Source organism: Mycolicibacterium bacteremicum (assembly GCF_002086115.1).
In the GTDB taxonomy this organism is placed as follows: Bacteria; Actinomycetota; Actinomycetes; order Mycobacteriales; family Mycobacteriaceae; genus Mycobacterium; species Mycobacterium bacteremicum.
Window position 1 is genome coordinate 26,692 of sequence record NZ_MVHJ01000002.1, and the last position, 21,791, is coordinate 48,482.

At 68.2% G+C, this 21,791-nt stretch carries 27 protein-coding genes; 17 read left to right on the plus strand and 10 right to left on the minus strand.

The genetic code is table 11. The annotated features are described in order from the left end of the window. Positions 1-34: 34 nt before the first annotated feature. The 5 genes from BST17_RS02430 to BST17_RS02450 are packed head-to-tail and all read left to right on the plus strand — an operon-like array spanning position 35 to position 3,533. Complete coding sequence (locus BST17_RS02430) at positions 35-697, plus strand: glycosyltransferase family 2 protein (RefSeq protein ID WP_083055356.1); 663 nt, start codon at positions 35-37, stop codon at positions 695-697. Beyond that, on the plus strand, positions 697-1,356 hold the full coding sequence (locus tag BST17_RS02435; protein ID WP_083055357.1) for a TIGR04282 family arsenosugar biosynthesis glycosyltransferase: 660 nt from the start codon (positions 697-699) through the stop codon (positions 1,354-1,356). Before BST17_RS02430 ends, BST17_RS02435 begins: the two co-directional genes overlap by 1 nt. Before the next feature lies 1 nt (position 1,357). Beyond that, the gene (locus BST17_RS02440) at positions 1,358-1,984 is read left to right on the plus strand and encodes a class I SAM-dependent methyltransferase (protein ID WP_083055358.1); all 627 of its coding nucleotides are present in this window, start codon (positions 1,358-1,360) and stop codon (positions 1,982-1,984) included. Further along, entirely contained in the window at positions 1,984-3,072 is a 1,089-nt protein-coding gene (locus BST17_RS02445; RefSeq protein ID WP_083055359.1) for a molybdopterin-dependent oxidoreductase, read from the plus strand. Before BST17_RS02440 ends, BST17_RS02445 begins: the two co-directional genes overlap by 1 nt. Then, positions 3,069-3,533, plus strand: a complete 465-nt coding sequence (locus BST17_RS02450) for a hypothetical protein (RefSeq protein ID WP_083055360.1) — start codon at positions 3,069-3,071, stop codon at positions 3,531-3,533. Before BST17_RS02445 ends, BST17_RS02450 begins: the two co-directional genes overlap by 4 nt. Here BST17_RS02450 and BST17_RS02455 read toward each other — a convergent pair. After that, positions 3,459-4,814, minus strand: coding sequence for a hypothetical protein (locus BST17_RS02455; RefSeq protein WP_083055647.1), 1,356 nt, complete (start codon positions 4,812-4,814; stop codon positions 3,459-3,461). The genes BST17_RS02450 and BST17_RS02455 overlap by 75 nt on opposite strands. Before the next feature lie 72 nt (positions 4,815-4,886). Here BST17_RS02455 and BST17_RS02460 point away from each other — a divergent pair, with 72 nt between their 5' ends. Further along, the gene (locus BST17_RS02460; protein WP_083055361.1) at positions 4,887-6,017 is read left to right on the plus strand and encodes a nitronate monooxygenase; all 1,131 of its coding nucleotides are present in this window, start codon (positions 4,887-4,889) and stop codon (positions 6,015-6,017) included. 27 nt (positions 6,018-6,044) lie between these two features. Continuing rightward, positions 6,045-6,884, plus strand: a complete 840-nt coding sequence (locus tag BST17_RS02465) for an adenylate/guanylate cyclase domain-containing protein (RefSeq protein ID WP_083055362.1) — start codon at positions 6,045-6,047, stop codon at positions 6,882-6,884. On the opposite strand, the gene BST17_RS02470 is transcribed toward BST17_RS02465, so the two are convergent. Both BST17_RS02470 and BST17_RS02475 read right to left on the minus strand, forming a co-directional pair. Next, positions 6,808-7,527 carry a cutinase family protein gene (locus BST17_RS02470; protein WP_083055363.1) on the minus strand — a complete coding sequence of 240 codons (720 nt, stop codon included), beginning with the start codon at positions 7,525-7,527 and terminating at the stop codon, positions 6,808-6,810. The two genes, BST17_RS02465 and BST17_RS02470, sit on opposite strands and share 77 nt — an antisense overlap. Before the next feature lie 144 nt (positions 7,528-7,671). Continuing rightward, entirely contained in the window at positions 7,672-8,313 is a 642-nt protein-coding gene (locus BST17_RS02475) for a phosphate signaling complex PhoU family protein (protein WP_083055648.1), read from the minus strand. Positions 8,314-8,357: 44 nt separating this feature from the next. On the opposite strand from BST17_RS02475, the gene BST17_RS02480 reads away from it, so the two are divergent. From BST17_RS02480 to BST17_RS02490, 3 genes are read left to right on the plus strand one after another with little or no spacing between them, the layout of a single operon-like run. Continuing rightward, on the plus strand, positions 8,358-9,014 hold the full coding sequence (locus tag BST17_RS02480; RefSeq protein ID WP_083055364.1) for an AzlC family ABC transporter permease: 657 nt from the start codon (positions 8,358-8,360) through the stop codon (positions 9,012-9,014). After that, a complete protein-coding gene (locus BST17_RS02485; protein ID WP_083055365.1) occupies positions 9,007-9,330 on the plus strand; it encodes a branched-chain amino acid transport AzlD family protein in 324 nt (107 codons plus the stop codon). The genes BST17_RS02480 and BST17_RS02485 overlap by 8 nt, the downstream gene beginning before the upstream one ends. Before the next feature lie 14 nt (positions 9,331-9,344). Next, entirely contained in the window at positions 9,345-10,178 is an 834-nt protein-coding gene (locus BST17_RS02490; RefSeq protein ID WP_234807506.1) for a GNAT family N-acetyltransferase, read from the plus strand. Here BST17_RS02490 and BST17_RS02495 read toward each other — a convergent pair. From BST17_RS02495 to BST17_RS02505, 3 genes are read right to left on the minus strand one after another with little or no spacing between them, the layout of a single operon-like run. Further along, the gene (locus BST17_RS02495) at positions 10,172-10,798 is read right to left on the minus strand and encodes a pyridoxamine 5'-phosphate oxidase family protein (RefSeq protein ID WP_083055366.1); all 627 of its coding nucleotides are present in this window, start codon (positions 10,796-10,798) and stop codon (positions 10,172-10,174) included. The two genes, BST17_RS02490 and BST17_RS02495, sit on opposite strands and share 7 nt — an antisense overlap. Beyond that, positions 10,776-11,942 (minus strand): o-succinylbenzoate--CoA ligase, encoded by a 1,167-nt coding sequence (menE, locus tag BST17_RS02500; RefSeq protein ID WP_083055367.1) that lies wholly within the window; start codon positions 11,940-11,942, stop codon positions 10,776-10,778. The genes BST17_RS02495 and menE overlap by 23 nt, the downstream gene beginning before the upstream one ends. Next, positions 11,930-12,259, minus strand: a complete 330-nt coding sequence (locus tag BST17_RS02505; RefSeq protein ID WP_083055368.1) for a DUF3349 domain-containing protein — start codon at positions 12,257-12,259, stop codon at positions 11,930-11,932. The genes menE and BST17_RS02505 overlap by 13 nt, the downstream gene beginning before the upstream one ends. Positions 12,260-12,444: 185 nt before the next feature. Here BST17_RS02505 and BST17_RS02510 point away from each other — a divergent pair, with 185 nt between their 5' ends. From BST17_RS02510 to BST17_RS02520, 3 genes are read left to right on the plus strand one after another with little or no spacing between them, the layout of a single operon-like run. After that, on the plus strand, positions 12,445-13,689 hold the full coding sequence (locus BST17_RS02510; RefSeq protein WP_083055369.1) for an inorganic phosphate transporter: 1,245 nt from the start codon (positions 12,445-12,447) through the stop codon (positions 13,687-13,689). 37 nt (positions 13,690-13,726) lie between these two features. After that, positions 13,727-14,002 carry a hypothetical protein gene (locus BST17_RS02515; protein WP_083055370.1) on the plus strand — a complete coding sequence of 92 codons (276 nt, stop codon included), beginning with the start codon at positions 13,727-13,729 and terminating at the stop codon, positions 14,000-14,002. A 7-nt stretch (positions 14,003-14,009) separates the two neighbouring features. Beyond that, positions 14,010-14,321 carry a DUF3349 domain-containing protein gene (locus BST17_RS02520; RefSeq protein WP_083055371.1) on the plus strand — a complete coding sequence of 104 codons (312 nt, stop codon included), beginning with the start codon at positions 14,010-14,012 and terminating at the stop codon, positions 14,319-14,321. Here the strand turns inward: BST17_RS02520 and BST17_RS02525 are convergent. Further along, entirely contained in the window at positions 14,227-14,883 is a 657-nt protein-coding gene (locus BST17_RS02525) for a TetR/AcrR family transcriptional regulator (protein ID WP_083055372.1), read from the minus strand. The genes BST17_RS02520 and BST17_RS02525 overlap by 95 nt on opposite strands. A 178-nt stretch (positions 14,884-15,061) precedes the next feature. Between BST17_RS02525 and BST17_RS02530 the strand changes: the two genes are divergently transcribed. The 4 genes from BST17_RS02530 to BST17_RS02545 all read left to right on the plus strand — a co-directional run bounded on the left by BST17_RS02530 (position 15,062) and on the right by BST17_RS02545 (position 19,253). Beyond that, positions 15,062-15,490: an MmpS family transport accessory protein gene (locus BST17_RS02530; RefSeq protein WP_083055373.1), complete on the plus strand. Its 429-nt coding sequence runs from the start codon at positions 15,062-15,064 to the stop codon at positions 15,488-15,490. Between the two features lie 61 nt (positions 15,491-15,551). Then, positions 15,552-18,458, plus strand: coding sequence for an MMPL/RND family transporter (locus BST17_RS02535; RefSeq protein WP_083055374.1), 2,907 nt, complete (start codon positions 15,552-15,554; stop codon positions 18,456-18,458). Then, positions 18,458-18,805, plus strand: a complete 348-nt coding sequence (locus BST17_RS02540) for a DUF732 domain-containing protein (RefSeq protein WP_083055375.1) — start codon at positions 18,458-18,460, stop codon at positions 18,803-18,805. The genes BST17_RS02535 and BST17_RS02540 overlap by 1 nt, the downstream gene beginning before the upstream one ends. Positions 18,806-18,809: 4 nt before the next feature. After that, positions 18,810-19,253, plus strand: coding sequence for a DUF5078 domain-containing protein (locus BST17_RS02545; protein ID WP_083055376.1), 444 nt, complete (start codon positions 18,810-18,812; stop codon positions 19,251-19,253). A gap of 68 nt (positions 19,254-19,321) precedes the next feature. Here BST17_RS02545 and BST17_RS02550 read toward each other — a convergent pair whose 3' ends face one another. The 3 genes from BST17_RS02550 to BST17_RS02560 form a co-directional block, all read right to left on the minus strand. Then, the gene (locus tag BST17_RS02550) at positions 19,322-19,894 is read right to left on the minus strand and encodes a TetR/AcrR family transcriptional regulator (protein WP_083055377.1); all 573 of its coding nucleotides are present in this window, start codon (positions 19,892-19,894) and stop codon (positions 19,322-19,324) included. 2 nt (positions 19,895-19,896) lie between these two features. Next, entirely contained in the window at positions 19,897-20,268 is a 372-nt protein-coding gene (locus tag BST17_RS02555) for a VOC family protein (RefSeq protein WP_083055378.1), read from the minus strand. A 124-nt stretch (positions 20,269-20,392) separates the two neighbouring features. Further along, positions 20,393-21,772 carry a PucR family transcriptional regulator gene (locus BST17_RS02560; protein ID WP_083055379.1) on the minus strand — a complete coding sequence of 460 codons (1,380 nt, stop codon included), beginning with the start codon at positions 21,770-21,772 and terminating at the stop codon, positions 20,393-20,395. Between the last annotated feature and the right edge of the window lie 19 nt (positions 21,773-21,791).

A 21,791-nucleotide genomic window follows, 5' to 3' on the forward strand; every position in this document is an offset into this window, starting at 1 on the left:
GTGCGCGGCGCGAGAGCCGCCTAGCGTCGGTGACATGCCCGACATCGACCCCACGCTCGTCACGATGGTGCTGCCCTGTCTGAACGAGGCGCAGTCGCTGCCCGAAGTGTTGAGGGCCACACCGAGTGGGTATACGGCGCTGGTGGTCGACAACAACAGCACGGACGACACCGCGAGCGTGGCTCGCGCGCACGGCGCGACGGTGGTGAGCGAGTCCCGGCCGGGGTACGGCTCGGCGGTTCACGCAGGTGTTATGGCAGCGAAGACGCCCATCGTTGCCGTTCTGGACGGGGACGGTTCGCTGGATCCCGGCCAATTACCGGAGCTGGTGGCCGAACTCGACCGCGGCGCCGACATGGCGATCGGGCGGCGCAGGCCCACCCCCGGCCTGCAGTGGCCGTGGCACGCACGGCTGGGCACGGCGGCGGTGTGCTGGCGGCTGCGCCAACGCTACAAGCTTCCGGTGCACGACATCGCCCCGATGCGGGTCGCGCGACGCGACGCCCTGCTCGGACTCGGCGTGACCGACCGTCGTTCCGGCTATCCGCTGGAGTTGCTGGTGCGCGCCGCGCAGGCCGACTGGCGGGTCGTCGAGCGCGATGTCGACTATGGGCCACGAACCGGGGGCAAGTCGAAGGTCAGCGGCTCGGTGAAGGGCAGTGCCGTTGCGGCACTGGACTTCTGGCGGGCGATCTGATGCTGCCGGCCACCGTTCTGGTGGTGGCCAAGGCGCCGATTCCCGGACTGGCGAAGACCCGGCTGGCCGCCGATCTGGGTGCTGAGACGGCCGCCGATATCGCCGCTGCGGCCCTGTTGGACACTCTTGACGCGGTGGCGGCCGCACCGGTGCAACACCGCGTGGTCGCGATGACCGGGGATCTCAGCCACGCCTGCCGTTCCGCCGAGATCGTCGATCGACTGGCTGACTTTGCCGTGATCGCCCAGCGGGGCGACGATTTCGCCGACCGGCTGGTGCATGCACACGAGGACGCCGCCGCGTTCGGGCTACCGGTGGTGCAGATCGGCATGGACACCCCGCAGGTCACCGCGCCGCTGCTCGTCGATTGTGTGGACGCGTTGGCGAGAGCGGACGCGGTGCTGGGGTTGGCCGCAGACGGTGGCTGGTGGGTGCTGGGCGTGCGCGAGGCGGCCTGGGCCAGATGTCTGCGTGACGTGCCGATGTCGCAGGCGGACACCGGCGCTGTAACGCTCGGCGCCTTGCGCCACACAGGACTGAGTGTGGAACTTGTATCCGAGCTTGCAGACGTCGACACCGTCGCGGACATCGACACCGTGCGGCGGTGCTGTCCGCCCGGGGCGAGATTCGCGGCGGCCACCCGAGCGGTCGGGGTCTGAGATGCACGGACAACTGTACGATCAGGCCCTCGACGGCGAGCGATGTTGGATCCGGCATGAGGACGGGCAGATCACCCGATTACCGGTGCACGACTGGCTGGTGAGCGAACAGGACGACCGGCCGTTCGATCGCGCCATCGTCGATCTGTGTTCGGGTCCCACCATCGATCTGGGTTGCGGCCCGGGGCGGTTGCTGGTGGGGTTGGTGCAGCGTGGTCTGCCCGCCCTGGGAGTCGACAAGTCAGCGACGGCAGTGGAATTGGCCCGCAGCAGCGGAGTCCCCGCGCTGTGCCGCGACCTGTTCGGGCCGCTGCCGGGGACCGGACGGTGGCAGACCGCACTACTGGCCGACGGCAACGTGGGATTGGGCGGCGACCCGTGGCGGGTACTGCGGCGCGCGGGCGAACTGCTGTGCGTCGGCGGGGAGTGTCTGGCCGAATTCGACATGGCGACAACGGGTGTGAAATCGCAATGGGTACGCCTGGAATCCACCCTCATGATCGGGCCGTGGTTCAAATGGGCTTCGGTGGGACTGGACTGCGCGGCGCGCATCGCCGACGACGTCGGACTCACGCTGCGGGCGGTGCACCCGATCGGTGACCGGGTGGTCGTCAGCCTGGTGCGGTGATGAGGTTGCGCGGCACCGCCGTCACGGCGCGGGTCGGCGTTGTTCTCGGGGTGGCGGTGGCGGTGTGTTTTGTCACCGGCCTGCTCAGCCACTTCATCCAGCATCCCCAGCCATGGTTCATCTGGCCGACCCGGCCGGTCTGGCTTTACCGCTTCACCCAGGGACTGCACGTCGCCAGCGGGATCGCAGCCATCCCGCTGGTGGTGGTCAAGCTGTGGTCGGTGTGGCCCAAGCTGTTCGAGCGGCCCATTCTGGGAGGGCCCGTCCGGCTGTTGGAACGCGGATCGATCCTCGTCCTGGTCGCGGCGATCCTGTTCGAGCTCAGCACCGGACTGCTGAACATCGCGCAGTGGTATGCCTTCCGGTTCTACTTCCCCACCGCCCATTACGCCATGGCCTACGTCGCGGTGGGTGCGGTGCTGCTGCACATCGCGGTGAAGCTGCCCGTCATCCGCCGCGCGCTGGGCGAAACCGTCGACGAGCGCGACACACCCGGGCCGACCCGACGGACCGTACTGCGCGCCACCTGGCTGGCCGTCGGCGCGGCGACCGTGGTGACCATCGGGCAGTCGGTGCCGCTGCTGCGCCGGGTATCGGTGCTCGCCCCGCGTACCGGCGAAGGGCCGCAAGGGCTTCCGGTCAACCGCTCGGCCGTCGCCGCCGGTGTGACCGCGGCGGCCACCGCGCCGGAGTACCGGCTGACCGTCAGCGATGGCACCCGGACCCGGTCCTTCACCATCGACGAGCTGCGGGCCTTGCCGCAGGTGACGCACCGCCTGCCGATCGCGTGTGTGGAGGGCTGGAGTGCCGACGCCGACTGGACCGGCGTGGTGCTGGCCGAGCTGCTGACAACGGTCGGTGCGGCACCGGATTCCGATGTGCGGATGATCTCACTCGAGCCGCCAGGCCCGTATTCGCGCACCGTGCTGCCGGCCCGGCACGCCCGCGACGGGAAGACGTTGATCGCCCTGCGGGTCAACGGTCAGACCCTGGACCTCGACCATGGCTATCCGTGCCGGTTGATCGCCCCCAGCAGACCCGGTGTGCTGCAGACGAAGTGGCTGTCACGGATCGAGATACTGCCATGACGGTCATCCGCGTCGCGCTCGCGTTGCTCGGTGTCGTGCTGGCGGGATACGGGGCCGTGCTGCTGACCGACAATCCGCCCGTGGTCATCTCCCGCATCCTGATCTGGGCGGTGGTGGCGGTGGTGGTGCACGATCTCGTCTTCGCGCCGCTGTGCGCCGCAGCCGGCTGGGCCGGTGCACGGGTGCTCGGTGTCTCATGGCGGTCACCGGTTGCGGTGGCCGCCCTGTGCAGCGTGGTGCTCCTGCTGCTGGCGGTCCCGGTGTTGGGCAGGCCGGGACTGCGCCCGGACAATCCGAGCGTGCTGGACCGCGACTATCCGCTGGGGCTGGCGATCGCGCTGGCGGTGGTCTGGCTCAGCGTGCCGGTCTACCACCTGTTGCGGCGGCTACCAGTTCGTCAGGATCAGATGGTTGACGGCCAGCGCGCCGATGATGTTGAGCGCCAGCCACCAGCGGTGTGATCGCACCGGCAGCAGCGCCGCGGCGGCGGTCAACCAGACCGTGAACGGCAGCCAGATGCGTTCGGTCTCGGCCTTGCTGAGCATGCTCAGATCGGCCAGCACGATCGACAGCAGCGCCCCGGTCAGCAACACGTGCACGCCCGACCGGCCGCGCAACGCCGTGATGTCGAGGACCCGGCCGAGACCGGCCACGCTGCCCAGTCCGATGGCGCAGACCGTCGAGGCGAAGTTCGCCCACCCCCAGTACTGGAAGGGCCGGTCGTTGGCGATGCCCTGCCAGTACCGTTCCTGCACCAGGACGTACCCGTCGAACCACCAGAACCCGGCGGAGTAGAACACCGCGACGACGGCCAGCGCGGCCAGGATGGCCGGTAGCAGGGTGCGCAGCGCGGCACGCCAGTTCGGCGCGGTCACCAGCACCGCCACTGCCGGCACGGCCATCAGTCCCAATCCGTAGTTGAGGAAGATGCCCCAGCCCAGCAGCAGTCCCGCAGCGGCGCCGGCCGCCGGTTGCCAAGGTGCGCTGCCGTGTACCGCCAACGCCAGCAGGGCGATGCCCCACGCCGCGACGCCGGCGAAGTAACCGTCGGCCGATACCGCGATCCAGATGGCGGTCGGCGCCACGGCCACGAACGGGGCCGCCCGCCGCGCGACCGTCTCGTCGGCCACGGCACGCAGGGCAAGCAGGATGGCGGCGGCCGCGCTGGAACCGGCCAGCAGGCACAGCAACCCGGCCCAGGCGCCACCACCGAGCCCGATACGGTCCATCCACACGAAGGTCAGCAGCGCGCCGGGCGGGTGCCCCGAGACGTGGGTGATCCATGAATCTGGTTGGAAATCCAGGATTCTGGACGAGAATGTGCGCAATGCCTCGGGGATGTCGGTGATGTCGGGCACCTGGCGCAGATACTCGTGGCGGGCGGTCAGCCGGCCCGCGAAGCCGCGCTCCCAGCCGTCGACCATGGCCAACGAGAACGCCCACAGCGCCGAGGTGGCCCACGCCGCGGCCAGCAGGGCAGGCCAGCGCAGCCGGCCCGCCAATGTCGGGCCCCACAGCACCGCCGCCGCGCCGATGGCCAGCGCCCCGATGGTGCCCCAGCCGACGTGGGCGTCCCACCAACCGAACAACGGCGCCGTCTGGGCGAAATCCCGGATGCGTTCCGGTGTGCTGTTGATCAGTGGGGTGACGATCCCGAGGTCGAGGTGGGGCACCACGAACGCCGCGACCAGCAACACCACGCCGATCGTCAGCGCCACGAGTTCCCGTCGGCCGATGCGCATGCCCTCCACACTATGGGTGGCGCAACCGGGACCCGGTGCCGAACAAACTTGACAGGTGTCGATAATGAGCGGATGGCTCCCACTTCCGCGTCGGACTTCTGCGCACGCTATGGCATCGACTTCCCGCTGTTCGCCTTCAGCCACTGTCGCGATGTGGTGGCCGCGGTGACCAATGCCGGCGGGTTCGGCGTGCTGGGCGGCGCGGCGTACTCGCCGGAGCGCCTCGACCAGGAACTCACCTGGATCGACCAGCACGTCAATGGCAGGCCCTACGGCATCGACATCATCGTGCCCGCCACGTTCGAGGGTAAGGGCGAGACGCTGTCGGGCGACGACCTGGCGGCCCGCATCCCGGACAGCTATCGGGAATTCGTGGACAAGCTGCTGGCCGACCACGGCATCGAACCCGACGCCAAGGTCCGCACCGGAAAGCCCGTGCTCTCCGGTGGCAACGGCAAGGAACTGCTCGAGGTGGCCATGAGCCACCCCATCAAGATGATGGCCAATGCGCTCGGTGTGCCGCCGGACTACATGATCGAGGCCGGCCGCGAGCGGGGCATCCCGGTCGCCGCGCTCGTCGGCGCCAAGGAGCACGCCGTCAAGCAGGTCGCCGCCGGGGTCGACCTGATCGTGGCGCAGGGTACTGAGGCCGGCGGCCACTGCGGTGAGGTGAGCACGCTGGTGGTCGTGCCGGAGGTGATCGACGCGATCGAGGATGCGGTCCCCGTGCTGGCCGCCGGTGGCATCGTCACCGGTCGGCAGATGGCCGCTGCCGTCGCGTTGGGCGCCGCGGGTGCATGGACCGGTTCGGTGTGGCTGACCACCGAGGAAGCCGAGACCGAACCGCACACCGTCACCAAGATGCTGGCCGCGAGCTCGCGGGACACCGTGCGCTCGGCCGGGCGCACCGGCAAGCCCTCGCGCCAGCTGCGTTCGGACTGGACCGACGCGTGGGCGCCCAATCCCGGTGGGCAGCAGCCACTTCCGCTGCCGCTGCAGAACATGCTGTCCGAGCCGGTGCTCCGACGCATCGACGCGCTGGCCGATCAGGGGCACGAGGGCGCGCGGGCGTTGTCGACGTACTTCGTCGGACAGGGCGTGGGACTGATGAACAAGGTCAAGCCCGCCCGTGATGTCGTGCTCGAGTTCATCGAGGACTACCTGGCCGCCACGGAACGGCTCAGCAGTTCCCTGCCGGACTGACGGCGCCGGTGCGGCGATAATCAAGGCGTGCCGACCACCGAGATCGTCCTGCTCGCGGCCGTCGGTCTACTCGCCGCGGCGCTGATCACCTTCCTGGTGTTGTTCATCGTGAGCCGCCGCCAGCTCGGCAAGGTGCGCCGCGAGCTCGCCGGGCTGCTGGCCGAGCAGGAGGACCGGCGCCGGCGACGCCGCCGCGGGGTGGCGCCGATGGCGATCAAGACGGTCTTCCAGACCGCCGACATGATCATCAACAAGGGGTTGGGCGCCACGGTGCGCAACTCGATCGAGGATCTGGCCGGCTGGGCGCAGGTGGAGCGCCCGGACCTGGCCCGGTTGACCGCCGACGGCCGGGTGGTGATCGTGTTCTCCGATATCGAGGGCTCGACGGAGGCCAACGAGGCGATGGGGGACCGGGCCTGGGTGCGGCTGCTGGGCAAGCACAACAAGCTGGTCCAGTCGCGGGTCGACAAGCACGGCGGGCACGTGGTCAAGAACCAGGGTGACGGTTTCATGATCGCCTTCGCCGATCCGGAGAACGCCGTGCGGTGCAGCGCCGAGGTGCAGGCGGCATTGGCCGACGCAGCGCGCTGGGAAGCCATCCGGGTGCGCATCGGCGTGCACATGGGCACCTCGGTGCGGCGCGGCGAGGATCTGTTCGGACTGGACGTCGCGATGGCGGCGCGGGTGGCGGGTCAGGCCGACGGCGGGGAAATCCTGCTCAGTGCGCCGGTGGCCGCCGCAGTCGGTGATCTCGACGACATTGTGCTGGGTTCACCGCGCGAGGTCGAGCTCAAGGGGTTGCGCGGGACGCACTCGCTGTATCCGGTTCTCGGGCCTGCTCCGGCGTTGCCGGCTTCGGTGCCTTGATCAGCTTGGCGGCCCACTCGGCACCCAGCTTCACCAACCCCGACTCCTGATAGCGGACATGGGAGTCCCAGTTGCGGCCCAGTGAGCAGACGGGGTCGGCCGGGGCGCACAGGTCGGCGGTACGCGAACCGAAGACCGTGCTCATCCGGGTCAGTGGGTTACCGATGCGCGCCGACGGGTTGCCGAACACCACGATCGAGGCGATGTGCGGCACCGCGGACGCGGGCAGTGGTGCGGTGTAGCCGAGGCCGGCGATCGGTGCGGTCGCGACGACGTCGACCACCGCGGCGCCCTGTGAGTAGCCGCCGAGCACGATCTTGGTGTCCGGGCACTGCCTGGCGATGGTCTGCACCCGCTTGCTCATATCGTTGGCGCCGACGGCCGCCTTCATGAAATCCCAGGTGGCGGGGTACTTCACGGCGTATGCGTTGACGGTGGTGCCCTTGGCGAGCATCGGTTTGAGGGTGTCGACGAAGGCCTTGCCGACCTTCCCGATCCCGGCGGGTTCGTCGGTGCCGCGCGCGAAGACGACCTCCACGTCGGGGCATTCGGGTGCGGCGGAAGCGACAGGGGCGGTGACCGGGCTCAACAGCGTGAGCGCCAATCCCGCTGCGCAGAGCATGGTCGTGCGTCGGGCGGCCATTTCTCTCCTCGGGTGGCGCCTGTCCTTTACAGGCGCCTCATAAGTACCCATTATTCACAAAAATCACTCTATTAACATCCGTGACAGTTTTCTGTGGGCAGCGACACGCGCCCGGACACGATTGTGCGGCGGGCGGATAACGAATCAGCTGAAGGAGGGGTCGTTCAGCGGGGCCTCGCCGGAGGCCTGGAAGATCACCCGGCGTCCGATCTCGACGGCGTTGTCGGCGATCCGCTCGTAGAACCGGCCGAGCAGCGCGACATCCGACGCGGATTGCACGCCGTGCGGCCAGCTGTCGGTGAGGATCCGGGTCAGCAGCTCGCGGTGCAGATCATTCATCGCCGCATCGTCGAGCCGGATGCGCTCGGCCTCCTCGGCGTCATCCCCGAGCACCGCCCGTCGGGCGCGCTCGGCAAGCGCCACCGCCAGCCGACCCATCTTCGCGAACACGGCCCTGGCCTCCTGGGGCACCGGACCGATCTTGACCACATTGGCCGCCAGGGCGCCCATCCGGTCGGCATTGGCAGCTATTGAGAACGCCGACATGATCACCCGCAGGTCATGCGCGACGGGCGCGTGCAGGGCCAGTAATGTGAAGGCGCGCCGGTCGACGCGGTCGTTGAGTTCGTCCAGCCGCCGCAGGGTCGACCGGACGCGGGCACCCGCTGCGGGGTCGGATTCGACCACGGCGGCCGTCGCGTCGTCGGCAGCGTCGGCCGCGAGTTCGCACATCTCACCGAGCTCGGCGGTCAGCCGATCTATCTGGGCGTAGAACTCGGTACGCATGATCGGCCCCACTACCCACAAACCGATGCTGCCAAACTGACCTGATGTCGGTTTTACGTGCCACCGCCCCGATCGGGTTGGCCTTCCTGCCGTTGGGCATGGCGCTGGGCTTTCTGGTGGTGCACGCCGGCCTGGCGTGGTGGTGGGCGCCGGTGTTCGCCGCCGTCATCTACGCCGGGTCGCTGGAGTTCCTGATGGTGGGGCTGGCCGCCGCCGCAGCGCCGGTGGCCGCGGTCGCGCTGACCACGCTGATCGTCAACTCCCGACACGTGTTCTACGCCTTGTCCTTTCCGCTGCACCGGGTGCGTGGACCGGTTGCCAAGGCCTATAGCACCTACGTGCTCTCCGACGAGGCGTTCGCCGTCGGGGTCAGCCCGGAGGCCGCCACCTGGACTTCGCGGCAGCTCCTCGGCATGCAGGGCGGTCTGCACCTGGCCTGGACGGCGTCGGCGGGCCTGGGCGGCCTGCTGGGAGAGGCCCTGCCGATCGAGAAGCTCGCCGGCCTGGAATTCGCGCTGACCGCGCTGTTCATCGTGTTGGCCATCGAGGCCTATCGCCAGCATCCGGACCGCCGTACCGCGTCGGCCGCGGCCGCCTGCGCGGTGGGCGCCTGGCTGCTGGCGCCGCAGCAGATGTTGCTGTGGGCGTTCGCGGCGTTCACCGTGCTGCTGCTGGTGCGGATGAGGTGCAGCCGTGCCTGACACCGGACACATCGCGCTGCTGGTCGGCGTGGCGGCCGCGGTCACCTGGGCCCTGCGGGCGCTGCCGTTCGCCGCGCTGGCCCCGATGCGGCACAGCGCGGTGGTGCGGTACCTGAGCCTGCACATGCCGCTCGGCGTGATGGTGATGCTGGCCCTCTACACCGTCCGTGACGCGCCCGAAGCCACTGGCCGACAACAGCTCTGGTTGGGCATCGCGGTGTTGGTGACGGTGGGTCTGCAGCTGTGGCGGCGGCACGCGCTGCTGTCCATCTTCGCGGGCACCGTTATTTATGTGGCGTTGATGTCGCTGTCCTGACAGAGTGTCCCGCCGTGAGCGTGCTGTTCTGTGGAATCGAGTTGGCCCGGCGTATCGAACATGCCGAGGCGGCGCTGATGGACGCCGCGGTGCGGGCCGCCGAGCGCCGCGGCGCGGAGGCCTTCGCGCTGCCCCTGGCCGGCGCGGTCGCTGCCTACGCCGAGCCCGGCGCGCCGTTCAACAAGGTGGCCGGACTGGGGTTCGCCGGTGTGCCCGCCGCCGCCGATCTCGACCGGGTGGAGCAGGCCTATGCCGGCCGCGGTGCGCCCACGGTGATCGAGCTGAGCTCTCTCGCCGACCCGCAGATCCTGGAATTGCTCGCCGGCCGCGGCTATCGGGTGCTGGCCTTCGAGGATGTGCTGGGCCGCGCACTCGACGGTGTGGCGCAGCCGGTCCCGGACGGGATCGATGTCCGGCTCGCGCGCGATGACGAGATCGATGGCTGGGTGGATGTGGTGGTCGAGGGGTTCGCCCACCCCGATGCCGAGGGAGTGCCCAGCCCGGAGGAGTTTCCCCGTGACGTGATCGAACGCGCCGAACGCGATTTCGCCGCCGCGGGTGTCGCGCCCTACCTGGCGTTGCGCGACGATCAGATCGCCGGCGGTGGGAGCCTGCGGATCACCGACCGGGTGGCGCAGCTGGCCGGGGCGGCGACGGCACCGGCGCACCGGCGCCGCGGCGTGCAGACCGCGCTGCTGCAGGTGCGACTGCGCGACGCCGCGGCCGCCGGCGCCGATATCGCGGTGGTGACGACCTCGCCGGGGTCGAAATCACAGCAGAACGTGCAGCGCAGTGGTTTCCACCTGCTCTACACCCGGGCCATCATGGTGCGCGAGCCCGATCAGTAGAGCTGCTTGCGGTAATTCTCCTCGCTGTAATAGGCCTCCAGTTCCTCAAGTGTCTCCTCGGCCTTGAAGGACTTGGCCAGCTGCGCGGTGCTGGGCACCGATTCAGGGGTCCAGGTGTCGGGTTTCCAGGCATCCGACCGCAGGAACGCCTTGGAACAGTGGAAGAACACCTCCTCGACATCGACTTCGAGAGCCAGGATCGGTCGTTTACCCCGCACCGCGAGCGCGTCGAAATAGGCTGCGTCCGAGACGATCCGGGCCGTCCCGTTGACCCGGACGGTGTCGCCGCGACCGGGGATCACGAACAGCGTGCCGACGTGCGGGTTGGCCAGTACGTTGAGGTAGCCGTCGACCCGCTTGTTGCCCGGGCGCTCCGGGATGGCGATCGTCGAGTCGTCGATGATGTGCACGAACCCGGGCGGATCACCCTTGGGTGAGACGTCGACGCGGCCGTCGGCATCGGTGGTGGCCACGAAACACAGCGGTGAGTTCTGCAGCCAGGTGCGGTGCGCATCGGCGAGTTTGGTGGCCACCTTGTTGGCCACCGCCGGGTGTGGGTGCCCGACGATCTCGCGGAGTTGCTCGACGGTGGTCACTTCAGTTGCGCTCACCCGATCCATCATGCCCGCCGAACCGCTCGATCAGGGCGCGCCGATCGAGCTTGCCGATACCGCGTCGGGGCAGCGTGTCCACGATGTGCAGTTGCCGGGGTGCGGCGGTGACGGCCAGCGTCGCACCGACGTGCGCGCGCAGCGCCGCCACGTCCGGCGCCGGGTGCCCGGCTGCCAGCACGATCGCCGCGACCACCCGCTGACCGAGCCGGGCATCGGGCACCCCGAAGACCGCGCACTCGGCGATCGCCGGGTGGGTCGCCAAGGCGTTCTCCACCAACTGCGGCAGTACCGTCAGACCGCCGGTGCTGACGGCGTCGTCGATCCGGCCCAGGATGCTCAGCGTGCCGGTGTCGTCGAGCTCGCCGATGTCGTCGGTGCGGAACCACCCCGGCTCGGCGAACGGATCGGGTATGACCGGATTTCGGTACCCCGAGGCGACGACCGGCCCGCCCAGGATGACCCGGCCGTCGTCGAGCCGGACCCGCACACCCTCCAGCGGCACCCCGTCGTATACGCAGCCGCCGGCGGTCTCACTCATCCCGTAGGTGCGCACCACCCGGACCCCGGCGGCGGCGGCCCGCCGTCGCACGCCGGCGGGCATCGGACCGCCGCCGATCAGCACGGCGTCGAGCTCGGCCAGCGCGGCGGCGGCCGCCGGGTCGGTCAGCGCCTTGTCCAACTGATTGGCCACCAGTGAGGTGTAGCGCCGGCCCGCGCCCATCCGGGCCACCGCTGCGGGCAACTCGGCAGGGGAGAACCCGGCCGGCAGCGCGACCACGGTGGTGCCGGCGACGATGCTGCGGACCACGACCTGCAGGCCGGCCACGTGATGGGCCGGCAGCGCCAGCAACCAGCTGCCGGACCCGCCGAGACGCCGGTGGGTGGCGGTGGCCCCGGCGATCAGCGCGGTCGCCGAGAGTTGGGCGCCCTTCGGTGTCCCGGTGGTGCCCGAGGTCGACACCACCACCGCGATATCGTCGGCGATGGGCTGGCCCGCGCGCAGCGCCGTGGTCAACAGGTCGCGGTGGCGGGCGTCGTCGGCGGGGACGGGCAGCAGTGCCGTCGCGCCGCGCAGCGCGGCGTCGAGATCGGCCACGATCTCGGTCGCCGCGGCACCGGGGCCGACGGGCAGCGGGGTCAGGACGGTGATGCCGGATCCTCCGGTTCGGGTTCGCGCGGGTCATCCAGCGGCCAGCCCTGCTGGGCCAGCCGCAGCCGCACCCGTTCGATGTCCTCGGCGCGCGGCAGGTCATCGGTGATGCCGGTGATCATCACCTTGATGTCGACGTGGTCGACCTCGCCCCCGAATTCGGCGCGGTCCAGCACATCCCGGGCGACGGCCTCCACCTCGTCGTCGGCCAGCCGCCGGGTCAACAACGCCAGCAGCGGCACCCGATCCGGCCCCGGCACCCCCTCCGGGTAGCCGGCGGTCAGCCAGGCGGCGATGCGCGCCAGGAAACCGTTCACGCATGAGAAGCCTGCCAGATACCGCACGGTTGCGCTGCAGTGGCCCACCACTTGAAACGGGGCACGGCGGACAGATGAACGTTTGGTGAACAAGCCCCGCGAACAGGTGAAGGCGCAGGTCAACCCGTGCGGGCAAGATTCCGGTAATTACCCGAAACACTGAGAGATGTCTCAGGATTGGGGGCATGAGCGCAGAGCTGATCATCCTGGTGCTGCTGATCGTCACGGCACTGGCATTCGATTTCACGAACGGGTTTCACGACACCGGTAATGCCATGGCCACCTCGATCGCCACCGGCGCGCTCAAGCCCAAGACGGCGGTGCTGCTCGCCGGTGTGCTCAACCTGATCGGCGCCTTCCTCTCGGTGGAGGTCGCGGTCACCGTCACCACCTCGGTACTCAAGGTCCAGGACTCGAAATCCGGTGCGCTGCTTCCGGGTATCGATGCATCCACCGGACTGACCATCATCTTCGCCGGGCTCATCGGCGGCATCCTGTGGAATCTGCTGACCTGGCTGTTCGGCATCCCGTCCAGTTCGTCGCACGCGCTCTTCGGCGGACTGATCGGCGCCGGGCTCGCCGCGCTCGGCCTGGCCGGCGTCAACTGGTCGGGCGTCACGCAGAAGGTGCTGATCCCGGCCGTCGCCGCACCCGCCATCGCCTGCCTGGTCGCCGGCTGCGGCACCTGGCTGGTCTACCGGCTCACCCGCAACGTCGCCGAGAAGCGGCGCCGCGAAGGCTTCCGGTGGGGGCAGATCGCAACGGCCTCTCTGGTCGCGCTGTCGCACGGGACCAACGATGCGCAGAAGACCATGGGCGTCATCGCCCTGGCGCTCATCACCACCGGGCATCTGACCGGCGACGTCAAGGAACAGGGCCTGCCGTTCTGGATCATCTTCAGCTGTGCCGTCGCCATCGGTCTGGGTACCTACCTCGGTGGCTGGCGCGTCATCCGTACCCTGGGCAAGGGCCTGGTGGAGATCGAGTCCCCGCAGGGCTTCGCGGCCGAAGCGTCTTCGGCCGCAATCATTCTGAGCTCCAGCGCCGCGGGCATGGCGCTGTCCACCACGCACGTGGCCACCGGTTCGATCCTGGGCAGCGGGGTCGGCAAGCCGGGCGCCGAGGTGCGCTGGGCGGTCGCCGGCCGGATGGCGGTGGCTTGGTTGATCACCCTGCCCGCCGCCGGCTTGGTCGGCGCGCTGTCCTACTGGTTGTCCCACGGGGTGAAATCGCTGACCGGCTCCGCACTGCTCGGCGACGGCCTGATCTTCCTGATCCTGGTCGCACTGTCGGGCTACATGTGGTGGCGCGCCCAGCAGCAGAAGGTCGACCACAGCAACGTCAACGCCGACTGGGACGACTCGACCAACTCCGTCATCCCGGCCGACCTGCGCGACGAGGCCGTCGTCAAGCCCACGGCCTCGGTCTGACCCGGCATCGATCAGCCGCCGAATCAAAGGAATTCACATGGTTTATCTGGAGAGCATCCTCAAGGTGCTCGGTGTCGGCCTCCTGCTCGGCGCCGGTCTGCCCGCTGTCTTCGCGCTCGGCCTGGTGGCCTACGCACGCGGCGCCGGCGATGACGACACGGCCACCGCTCCCAATCCGGCGCTGAAGTTCCTCGGCATCGGACTGTTCGTGTTCGTCGGGTGGGTCATCCTGACCGCCGTCCTGTGGATCACCCGGGCGACGATCATCCACCACACCGGCGTCGACCTGTTCCCGTTCCTTCCCAAGAAGTGAGTCTGCGATGACGGAGAGAAAAGGCGTCCTGGACAACGTGCTGGGTTGGCTGCACCAGGGCTACCCGGAGGGCGTGCCCCCGACCGACTACTTTGCGCTGCTCGCCCTGCTGAAGCGCTCGCTCACCGAGGACGAGGTGGTCGCGGCCGCCAAATCGGTGCTGCGTTCCAGCGACGGGGTCAGCCCGGTCACCGAGGCCGAGATCAGCGGCGCCATTCAGGTTCTCATCGACAAGGAACCGAATCCCGAAGAGCTGAACCAGGTCGCGTCGCGGCTGGCCTCGGTGGGCTGGCCGCTGGCGTCGGCCCCGGCTCGCTGACGCACAACCGGAAGCGGTTCAGCAGTATCGCGCGCAGGTCCGGCTCGGGGATGTCCCGCAACGCCGGATCCGTGGTGCAGAAGTACAGCCCGGTGCTCGCCACCGACAGTGCCACCCGCGCGTTGTCGGTGGGTGCCGAGCCCAACAGCAGCGCGCGCAGGCGGTTCCCGATCGCCCACAATTCGCCGTGCTGGATGACGAGTTCCTCGACGGCCGGGTCGCGCCGGAACAGGCATGTCGCGCGGCGCTGATCGACGGCCAGGTCGACCAATCCGCGGATCGCGGTGTCGCGCGCACGCGCGGGTACCGGCTGCGCCTCGGCGGCGTCGACGACCCCGGCGAGCCCGTCGAACAGCGGTTCCAACAGTGCCAGCACGATGGCGTCCTTGGACCGGAACTGGTAGTACACCGCACCTTTGGCGACGCCGAGCCGATCGGCGATCATCTGCAGTGAGGTGCCGCGCACGCCGTGTTGTGCGAACAGGTCGGCCGCGGCGTCGATGACGCGCTCGCGTGCGGTGCGCGCATGGCGCCCGCCGGTGGCGCACCGTCCGGCAGTCATCTGATCGAACCTCTCCCGGTGTGCTGTGTGACTCATTCCTGTATAAACATGTGATGGGCCACACTTAGCCGCTCGGCTTGTTTCAGGTAGTCCGAGTGTATAACTTAAGCACGTCCGGTGGCCAAGGGGTGTCATCGGCCGTTTCGTCGAAACAGCACTGCGGAAGGGCGTCGGGAAAATGCAGCTGCTCAAGCGGGTCTGGTTACCGCTGGTCATCGTTGTGGTCATCGGTATCGGCGGCTTCGCGGTGGACCGGATACGCGGTGTCTTCGCCTCGGATCCACCGCTGGTGACGCCGGTGAACTTCGCCAACGATCCCGAACCCTTCGACCCAAAAGTGGTGACCTACGAGGTCTTCGGCCCGGAAGGGGCAGCGGTGGACGTGAATTACGTGGACCTCGCCGGTGAGCCGCAGCGGGTGGACGGCGCGATCCTGCCGTGGTCCATCACGTTGCAGACCACCGAGCCGTCGGCCGCGGCGAATCTGGTGGCGCAGGGCAAGACCAGCTTCCTGGGCTGCCGGGTTCTCGTCGACGGGGTGCTCAAGGATGAGCGGACCCAGTCCGGGACCAATGTCCAGACCTTCTGCATCGTGAAGTCCGCATGAGCGGCGCTTGCGGAGCGAATCGACAGGTGACATGCGAGAACCGAGCTTGCGAGGGAATCGCATGAGCGCGCCCCGGCATGGTGCGGACGCGCCCACCGGGCCCATCGCCACCGCCTACCCGCCCCCGCACCAGACGGCGCATTTCGGCCGCATCGCCCGGGTGTTCCGCAAGCTGGCGGTGCCTTTCATCTTCGCCTGGATCGCCATCGCGGTGGTGCTGAATGTCGTTGTGCCGCAGCTGGAAGCGGTCGGCGAGATGCGCTCGGTGTCGATGAGCCCGAAGGAGGCGCCGGCGGTCATCGCGACCGAGCACATCGGTCAGGTGTTCGACGAATACGAATCCAACAGCTCGGTGATGATCGTGCTGGAGGGTGCCGAACCGCTCGGCGCGGACGCGCGGCGCTACTACTCCGAGCTGATCGCCAAGCTTGAGGCCGACACCAAGCACGTCGAGCACGTCCAGGATCTGTGGAGTGATCCGCTGACCGCCACCGGTGTGCAGAGCGGTGATGGCAAGGCCGTTTACGTGTCGGCGAACCTGGCCGGAAACCAGGGCGAGGCGCTGTCGCTGGAGTCCATCGAGGCCGTCAAGAACATCGTCGAGAGCACACCGGCGCCCGACGGCGTCGACGTCTATGTGACCGGCTCGGCGGCCATGACGGCCGAGCAGACCGAGGCCAGCCACGGCAGTATGCGGCTGATCGAGGGGCTGACCTTCCTGGTCATCATCGTCATGCTGCTCATCATCTTCCGCTCCGTCATGACGATGGTGCTGATGATCGTGATGGTGGCCGTCAGCCTGCTGACCGTGCGAGGCGCCGTCGCCGCACTCGGGTATTACGAGATCATCGGGCTCTCGACGTTCGCCACCGGCCTGCTGGTCACGTTGGCCATCGCGATCTCCGTCGACTACGCGATCTTCCTCATCGGCCGGTATCAGGAGGCCAGAAGCGCCGGTGAGGATCGTGAGCAGGCGTACTACACGATGTTCGGCGGCACCGCCCACGTGATCGTCGGCTCCGGGTTGACCATCGCCGGAGCCACGTTCTGCCTGAGCTTCACCCGGCTGCCGTACTTCCAGACCCTCGGTGTGCCGCTGGCCGTGGGCATGCTGGTGCTGATCGTGACGGCCATGACCTTCGGTCCCGCGATGATCACCGTCGGCGGACGGTTCCTGGATCCCAAGCGCGCCACCCGCGTTCGTGGCTGGCGCAAGGTCGGTGCCGCGGTGGTCCGCTGGCCCGGACCGATCCTGATCACCACCATCGCGGTCTCATTGATCGGTCTGCTGGCTCTGCCCGGCTATAAGACCAGTTACAACGACCGTCTCTATCTGCCGGACGACATCAGCTCCAACGAGGGGTATGCCGCCGCCGAACGGCACTTCTCGCCGGCGCGGTTGAATCCGGAGATCCTGATGATCGAAAGTGATCGGGATCTACGCAATCCCGCCGACTTCCTGGTGATCGAGAAGATCGCGAAGGCCATCTTCCAGGTCGACGGTATCGGCCGCGTGCAGACCATCACCCGGCCCGACGGCACGCCGATCGAGAACACCTCGATCCCGTACATGATCAGTCAGAACAGCACGCTGCAGCGGTTGAACGAGAAGTACAACCAGGACCGCACCGCCGATATGTCCAATCAGGTTGCGGACATGGACCGCACGATCGCGAGCATGGACAAGATGCAGGCGATCACCGAGGAGATGGCGGACACCACGTCCAAGATGGTGTCCTCGATGGACCTCATGGTCGGCGACATCGAGGACATGCGGGACAGCATCGCCAATTTCGACGACTTCTTCCGGCCGATGCGCAACTACTTCTACTGGGAACCGCACTGTTTCAACATCCCGATGTGCTGGTCCATCCGGTCGGTCTTCGACGTGCTCGACGGTATCGACGTGATGACCACCAACATGAACGACATGATGCCGCAGATGCATCGGCTCAACGAACTGATGCCGCAGATGATCGCGATCATGCCGGAGATGAAACAGACCATGGTCAACATGAAGGAAATGATGCTGACCATGCAGCAGACCCAGGCGGGTATGCAGGAGCAGCAGCGCATCATGAGCGAGACCTCGACCGAGATGGGCAAGGCCTTCAACGATGCGATGAACGACGACTCGTTCTATCTGCCGGCCGAGGCGTTCGACAACCCGGATTTCGCAAAGGGTTTGGAGCAATTCCTGTCCCCGGACGGGCACGCGGTGCGGTTCATGATCAACCACGAGGGCGATCCGATGTCGGCCGAGGGTATCGAGAAGATCGAGCCGATCAAGACCGCGGCCAAGAATGCGATCAAGGGCACCCCGCTGGAGGGCTCGACGATCTATCTGGGCGGTACCGCGTCCACGTTCAAGGACATGGCCGACGGCACCCGCTACGACCTGCTGATCGCCGGTATCGCGGCCATCTGCCTGATCTTTTTGATCATGCTGCTGCTCACCCGGGCCATCGTGGCCGCGGCGGTCATCGTGGGCACGGTGGTGCTCTCCCTCGGCGCGTCCTTCGGGGTGTCGGTGCTGCTGTGGCAGCACCTGCTCGGTATCGAGTTGCACTGGATGGTGTTGCCGATGGCGGTGATCATCCTGCTGGCCGTGGGTGCGGACTACAACCTGCTGGTGGTGTCGAGGCTCAAGGAGGAGATCCACGCCGGGTTGAGCACCGGGATGATCCGGGCCATGGGCGGTTCCGGCTCGACCGTCACCGCGGCCGGCATGGTGTTCGCGTTCACCATGATGGTGATGGCCGTCAGCGATCTGACCATCATGGGCCAGGTCGGTACGACGATCGGTCTGGGTCTGTTGTTCGACACCCTGGTGATCCGATCGTTCATGACGCCCTCGATCGCCGCGCTGATGGGTAAGTGGTTCTGGTGGCCGCAGCACGTGCGTCAGCGTCCCAAGCCGCAGCCCTGGCCGCCCATTCAGCGACGACCGCAGGATGCGTTGGTGTGATGAGGAAACAACGGTTCACGGCAACACTGGCCGCCGGTGCGGTGGCGATGGCACTCGCGGCCGCACCGGTCGCCCAGGCCGACCGTGACGAGGCGTTCGCCGACCGACTGCACACCTTCGGCGTGTACGGGCAGAAGGATTTCAATGCCTGGATCGCCAAGATCATGTGCAAACGCCTGCACCGCGGGGTGGACGCCGACGTGTACGCCTCGGCGAAGTTCGTGCACAGCCAACTCCAGAACGGGTCGAGCACCGAGCAGGCCTGGCAGTTCGTCGGCGCCGCCATCCCGGCCTACTGCCCGGAGCTCACCCATGTCCTGACCCGGGCCGCCGATGACAAGGAGTAACGCCATGAGCCGTAACAGGTTTGCGCTGGCCGGGCTGGCCGCCGCGGCCGTGGTCACACTGACGCCGGGTGCCGCGGCCGCCGATGCCACCGACGAATACCCGATCCCGAGCAACATGCTCAAGACCACCTGCACGGTGGACCAGTACATGGCCGCGGTGCGCGACACCAATCCGGTGTACTACGAGCGCTACATGATCGACTACAACAACAAGTCCCCGGAAGTGCAACGGGCAGCACGGGATCGGATCACCTGGTTCTTCTCGATGGACTACGCCGGGCGCAGGCAGTACTCCGAGGACACCGCCACCAACGCCTTCTACGAGCAGTTGGCCTGGAACTGGCCGAACTGGGCCAAACTGTTCTTCAACAACAAGGGCGTGGTCGCGCACGGCACCAAGGACTGCTTGTCCTATCCACCGGCCGACCCGGGCGTGTGGGTCTGGTAGCCCTGCCGTATCGACGGTGCACGCAGATCGGGAACCCGGCGACGAATGCGATCTGGGTGCACGCTCGACTATTCGAAATACGCGGGTGTGCGCAGCAATTGCTGGGCGGCCGCCAGCAGGGTCTTGTGCAACTGCTCGTCGCTGACGTCCTCGAGCTCCTTGTCGGTGACCGCCGAGTACACGCCGTTGGTGATCATCGAGATGATGACCCGCCCCGCCGGGCCGTGCCCACCGCCCAGCAGCAGGTTCTTGAACCGCTCGACGATATCGGTGAGGTCTTCGCGGGATTCGATCATGCTCTCCAGCACCGGATCGCCCGCCAGCACCGCCGCGAGCCTGCGGTTGCGCACGCTGAACTCGATGAACCCGCTGATGCAGATCTCCTGGCGGGTACGCGGATCGGGCACGGCCTCGGCGATCGTCACCACCCGCGCCATATCGTCGAACATCGGCTGCGCGGCGGCGGCGACGATCTCGTCCTTGGAGTGGAACTGGTAGTACACCGAGGCCTTACCCACGCCGATGCTGTCGGCGATCATCTGCAGGGTGGTGCCGCTGACGCCGTGCTCACCGAACAGCGTCAGCGCGGCTTCGAGCACCCGGGCCCGCGCCGTGCCCCGTCCCAACACCGATTTGGCCATCGTCAGCCCCGGGTGTCCCGGCGCAGCGGGTGGTCGTCGGGGACCTGCACGAATATCAGCGTCACGCCGTCGGGGTCGGCGACGTGCATCTCGTGCAGCCCCCAGGGTTCCTCTGCGGCGGTCCGGGCGATCGTCACCCCGCGTCCGGTCAGTTCCGTCTCGGTCGCATAGACGTCGCGCACCTGCAACCACAGACTCCCGCCGGCCGACGGACCGCCGTGCCCGGCGAGTTCGATCAGCGACTGACCGGCGTAAAAGACGGTGCCACCACCGTATTCGCGGGCGATGGCCAGGCCGATGCGGTCACGGTAGAACTCCACCGACCGCGGGTAGTCGGCCGGCCGTATCAGCACCCGGCTGGCCAGGATCTCCATACAGACGTGTCTATCACGTCCGCATCCCGGCGAGAGTGCGTGTCTGCTGGTAGACACGCCGCGCCGAAGGCGAAGTCTGCGCACGCTCGCGCCGCACGGCCGCCCACGGCCGCCCACGGCCGCCTCAGGTTCCGCGGTCGGCCGCCCGCAATCCGATGGTGAAGGCCGCCTGATCCTCGAAGTTCAGCGGGTTGCGCCCGGTGATCTGGGTGATCCGGGTCAGCCGGTGCCGCACGGTGTTGGTGTGCAGGAACAGCTCACGGGCGGTGTCGATCAGCGAGCCGTTGGCGGCCAGGAAGACCCGCAGGGTACGGATGTGCTGGGTTCCGCGGTCGCGATCGAGTGCCTCCAGCGGATCGATCAGCTGCTTCTTGAACGGTGCCAGCCGGCTCGGCGGCAAGCCCTCCAGCAGGCTGCCGAAGGTGCTCAGTTGGTCCGGACCGATGCTGCCACCACGCTGACGTGCCAGGTCCAGTGCGATGCGCGCCTGGCTGATGCTGGCGCCCAGTTCGGTCAGGGGTGCCGACGCGGCGTGCCCGGAGGGCATCGACAGGTCGGCCGCCATCTCGGCCGGGCGGTCGGCGCCGGTGCTGAGCACCAGACACACCTCGGGGGCGTCGGCGACCAGGGCGTCGGGGAACGCCATCGACAACAGCGCCCCGGCGCCGGCCGGCCATGCCGAGCAGTCGATGTCCCCGCCCATCAGGCCCGGCCAGTCCAGCAGTTGGCTCAGGGCGTCGGGAAGCAGCATCCGCCGCTCCACCAGGGACAGCAATTGGCCGACCCGTTCGCGGGCGAGCGCGGACTCGATATCGCGTTCGCCCTGAGAAGCGGCCAGAAACCGGGCGATCACCTCCAGCACGGCCGGTTCGGGCGGTTCGCCGCGGCCGACCCACACCACCGTCCCCATCCCGTCGACGGTCGCCGACACCGCGCCTGCCTCGACCGGGCGACCGGGCGGTTCCAGCAGGAAATAGCAGCCCAGCACCTGCCCGGCCCGGTCGAGCAACGCCCGCGACGACTCACGCCGCCGCTGTGAGGAGAGCAACTCGGGGACAAGGGCATTGGTGGCACGCGCGGTGGCGACCGCACCGCCGAACTGGAAATCGGCGATATAGCGGCTGACGGTCGCGAACGGCACCGCCGGCGGCGCGATCAGCAGTGGCAGACCATGGTCGCGGCACGCGTCGATCAGCGCCTGCGGTGCGGTGTCGTGCACATCGCCGATCCCGAAGCAGATGCCGGCCACCCCGGCCGCATGCACCGCCATGACGAAGGCAGCGCAGTCGGCGGGGGTCTGCAGGCTGATGCCGACCGTGCAGACCAATTCACCACCACGCAGGTACCGCGACGGGTCGCGCAGTTCGGTGGTGTGCGACCAGGTGATCTGCCGGTGTAACCCGGCCACGCCGGTGTCGAGGTGCCCGAGCCCGAGACCGGAGCGTTCCAGCAGGTCGGCGAACGTCGGGGCGCTCACTTCCCGATCGGGGACCGACTCGGTCATCGGTCGATCGTAACGTCAC

Bases quoted from the DNA above. Each gene is read 5' to 3' on its own strand.
- BST17_RS02430 (WP_083055356.1), top strand. From the start codon at position 35: ATGCCCGACATCGACCCCACGCTCGTCACGATGGTGCTGCCCTGTCTG.
- BST17_RS02435 (WP_083055357.1), top strand. From the start codon at position 697: ATGCTGCCGGCCACCGTTCTGGTGGTGGCCAAGGCGCCGATTCCCGGA.
- BST17_RS02440 (WP_083055358.1), top strand. From the start codon at position 1,358: ATGCACGGACAACTGTACGATCAGGCCCTCGACGGCGAGCGATGTTGG.
- BST17_RS02445 (WP_083055359.1), top strand. From the start codon at position 1,984: ATGAGGTTGCGCGGCACCGCCGTCACGGCGCGGGTCGGCGTTGTTCTC.
- BST17_RS02450 (WP_083055360.1), top strand. From the start codon at position 3,069: ATGACGGTCATCCGCGTCGCGCTCGCGTTGCTCGGTGTCGTGCTGGCG.
- BST17_RS02455 (WP_083055647.1), bottom strand. From the start codon at position 4,814: ATGCGCATCGGCCGACGGGAACTCGTGGCGCTGACGATCGGCGTGGTG.
- BST17_RS02460 (WP_083055361.1), top strand. From the start codon at position 4,887: ATGGCTCCCACTTCCGCGTCGGACTTCTGCGCACGCTATGGCATCGAC.
- BST17_RS02470 (WP_083055363.1), bottom strand. From the start codon at position 7,527: ATGGCCGCCCGACGCACGACCATGCTCTGCGCAGCGGGATTGGCGCTC.
- BST17_RS02475 (WP_083055648.1), bottom strand. From the start codon at position 8,313: ATGCGTACCGAGTTCTACGCCCAGATAGATCGGCTGACCGCCGAGCTC.
- BST17_RS02480 (WP_083055364.1), top strand. From the start codon at position 8,358: ATGTCGGTTTTACGTGCCACCGCCCCGATCGGGTTGGCCTTCCTGCCG.
- BST17_RS02495 (WP_083055366.1), bottom strand. From the start codon at position 10,798: ATGGATCGGGTGAGCGCAACTGAAGTGACCACCGTCGAGCAACTCCGC.
- BST17_RS02510 (WP_083055369.1), top strand. From the start codon at position 12,445: ATGAGCGCAGAGCTGATCATCCTGGTGCTGCTGATCGTCACGGCACTG.
- BST17_RS02515 (WP_083055370.1), top strand. From the start codon at position 13,727: ATGGTTTATCTGGAGAGCATCCTCAAGGTGCTCGGTGTCGGCCTCCTG.
- BST17_RS02520 (WP_083055371.1), top strand. From the start codon at position 14,010: ATGACGGAGAGAAAAGGCGTCCTGGACAACGTGCTGGGTTGGCTGCAC.
- BST17_RS02525 (WP_083055372.1), bottom strand. From the start codon at position 14,883: ATGACTGCCGGACGGTGCGCCACCGGCGGGCGCCATGCGCGCACCGCA.
- BST17_RS02530 (WP_083055373.1), top strand. From the start codon at position 15,062: ATGCAGCTGCTCAAGCGGGTCTGGTTACCGCTGGTCATCGTTGTGGTC.
- BST17_RS02535 (WP_083055374.1), top strand. From the start codon at position 15,552: ATGAGCGCGCCCCGGCATGGTGCGGACGCGCCCACCGGGCCCATCGCC.
- BST17_RS02540 (WP_083055375.1), top strand. From the start codon at position 18,458: ATGAGGAAACAACGGTTCACGGCAACACTGGCCGCCGGTGCGGTGGCG.
- BST17_RS02545 (WP_083055376.1), top strand. From the start codon at position 18,810: ATGAGCCGTAACAGGTTTGCGCTGGCCGGGCTGGCCGCCGCGGCCGTG.
- BST17_RS02550 (WP_083055377.1), bottom strand. From the start codon at position 19,894: ATGGCCAAATCGGTGTTGGGACGGGGCACGGCGCGGGCCCGGGTGCTC.
- BST17_RS02555 (WP_083055378.1), bottom strand. From the start codon at position 20,268: ATGGAGATCCTGGCCAGCCGGGTGCTGATACGGCCGGCCGACTACCCG.
- BST17_RS02560 (WP_083055379.1), bottom strand. From the start codon at position 21,772: ATGACCGAGTCGGTCCCCGATCGGGAAGTGAGCGCCCCGACGTTCGCC.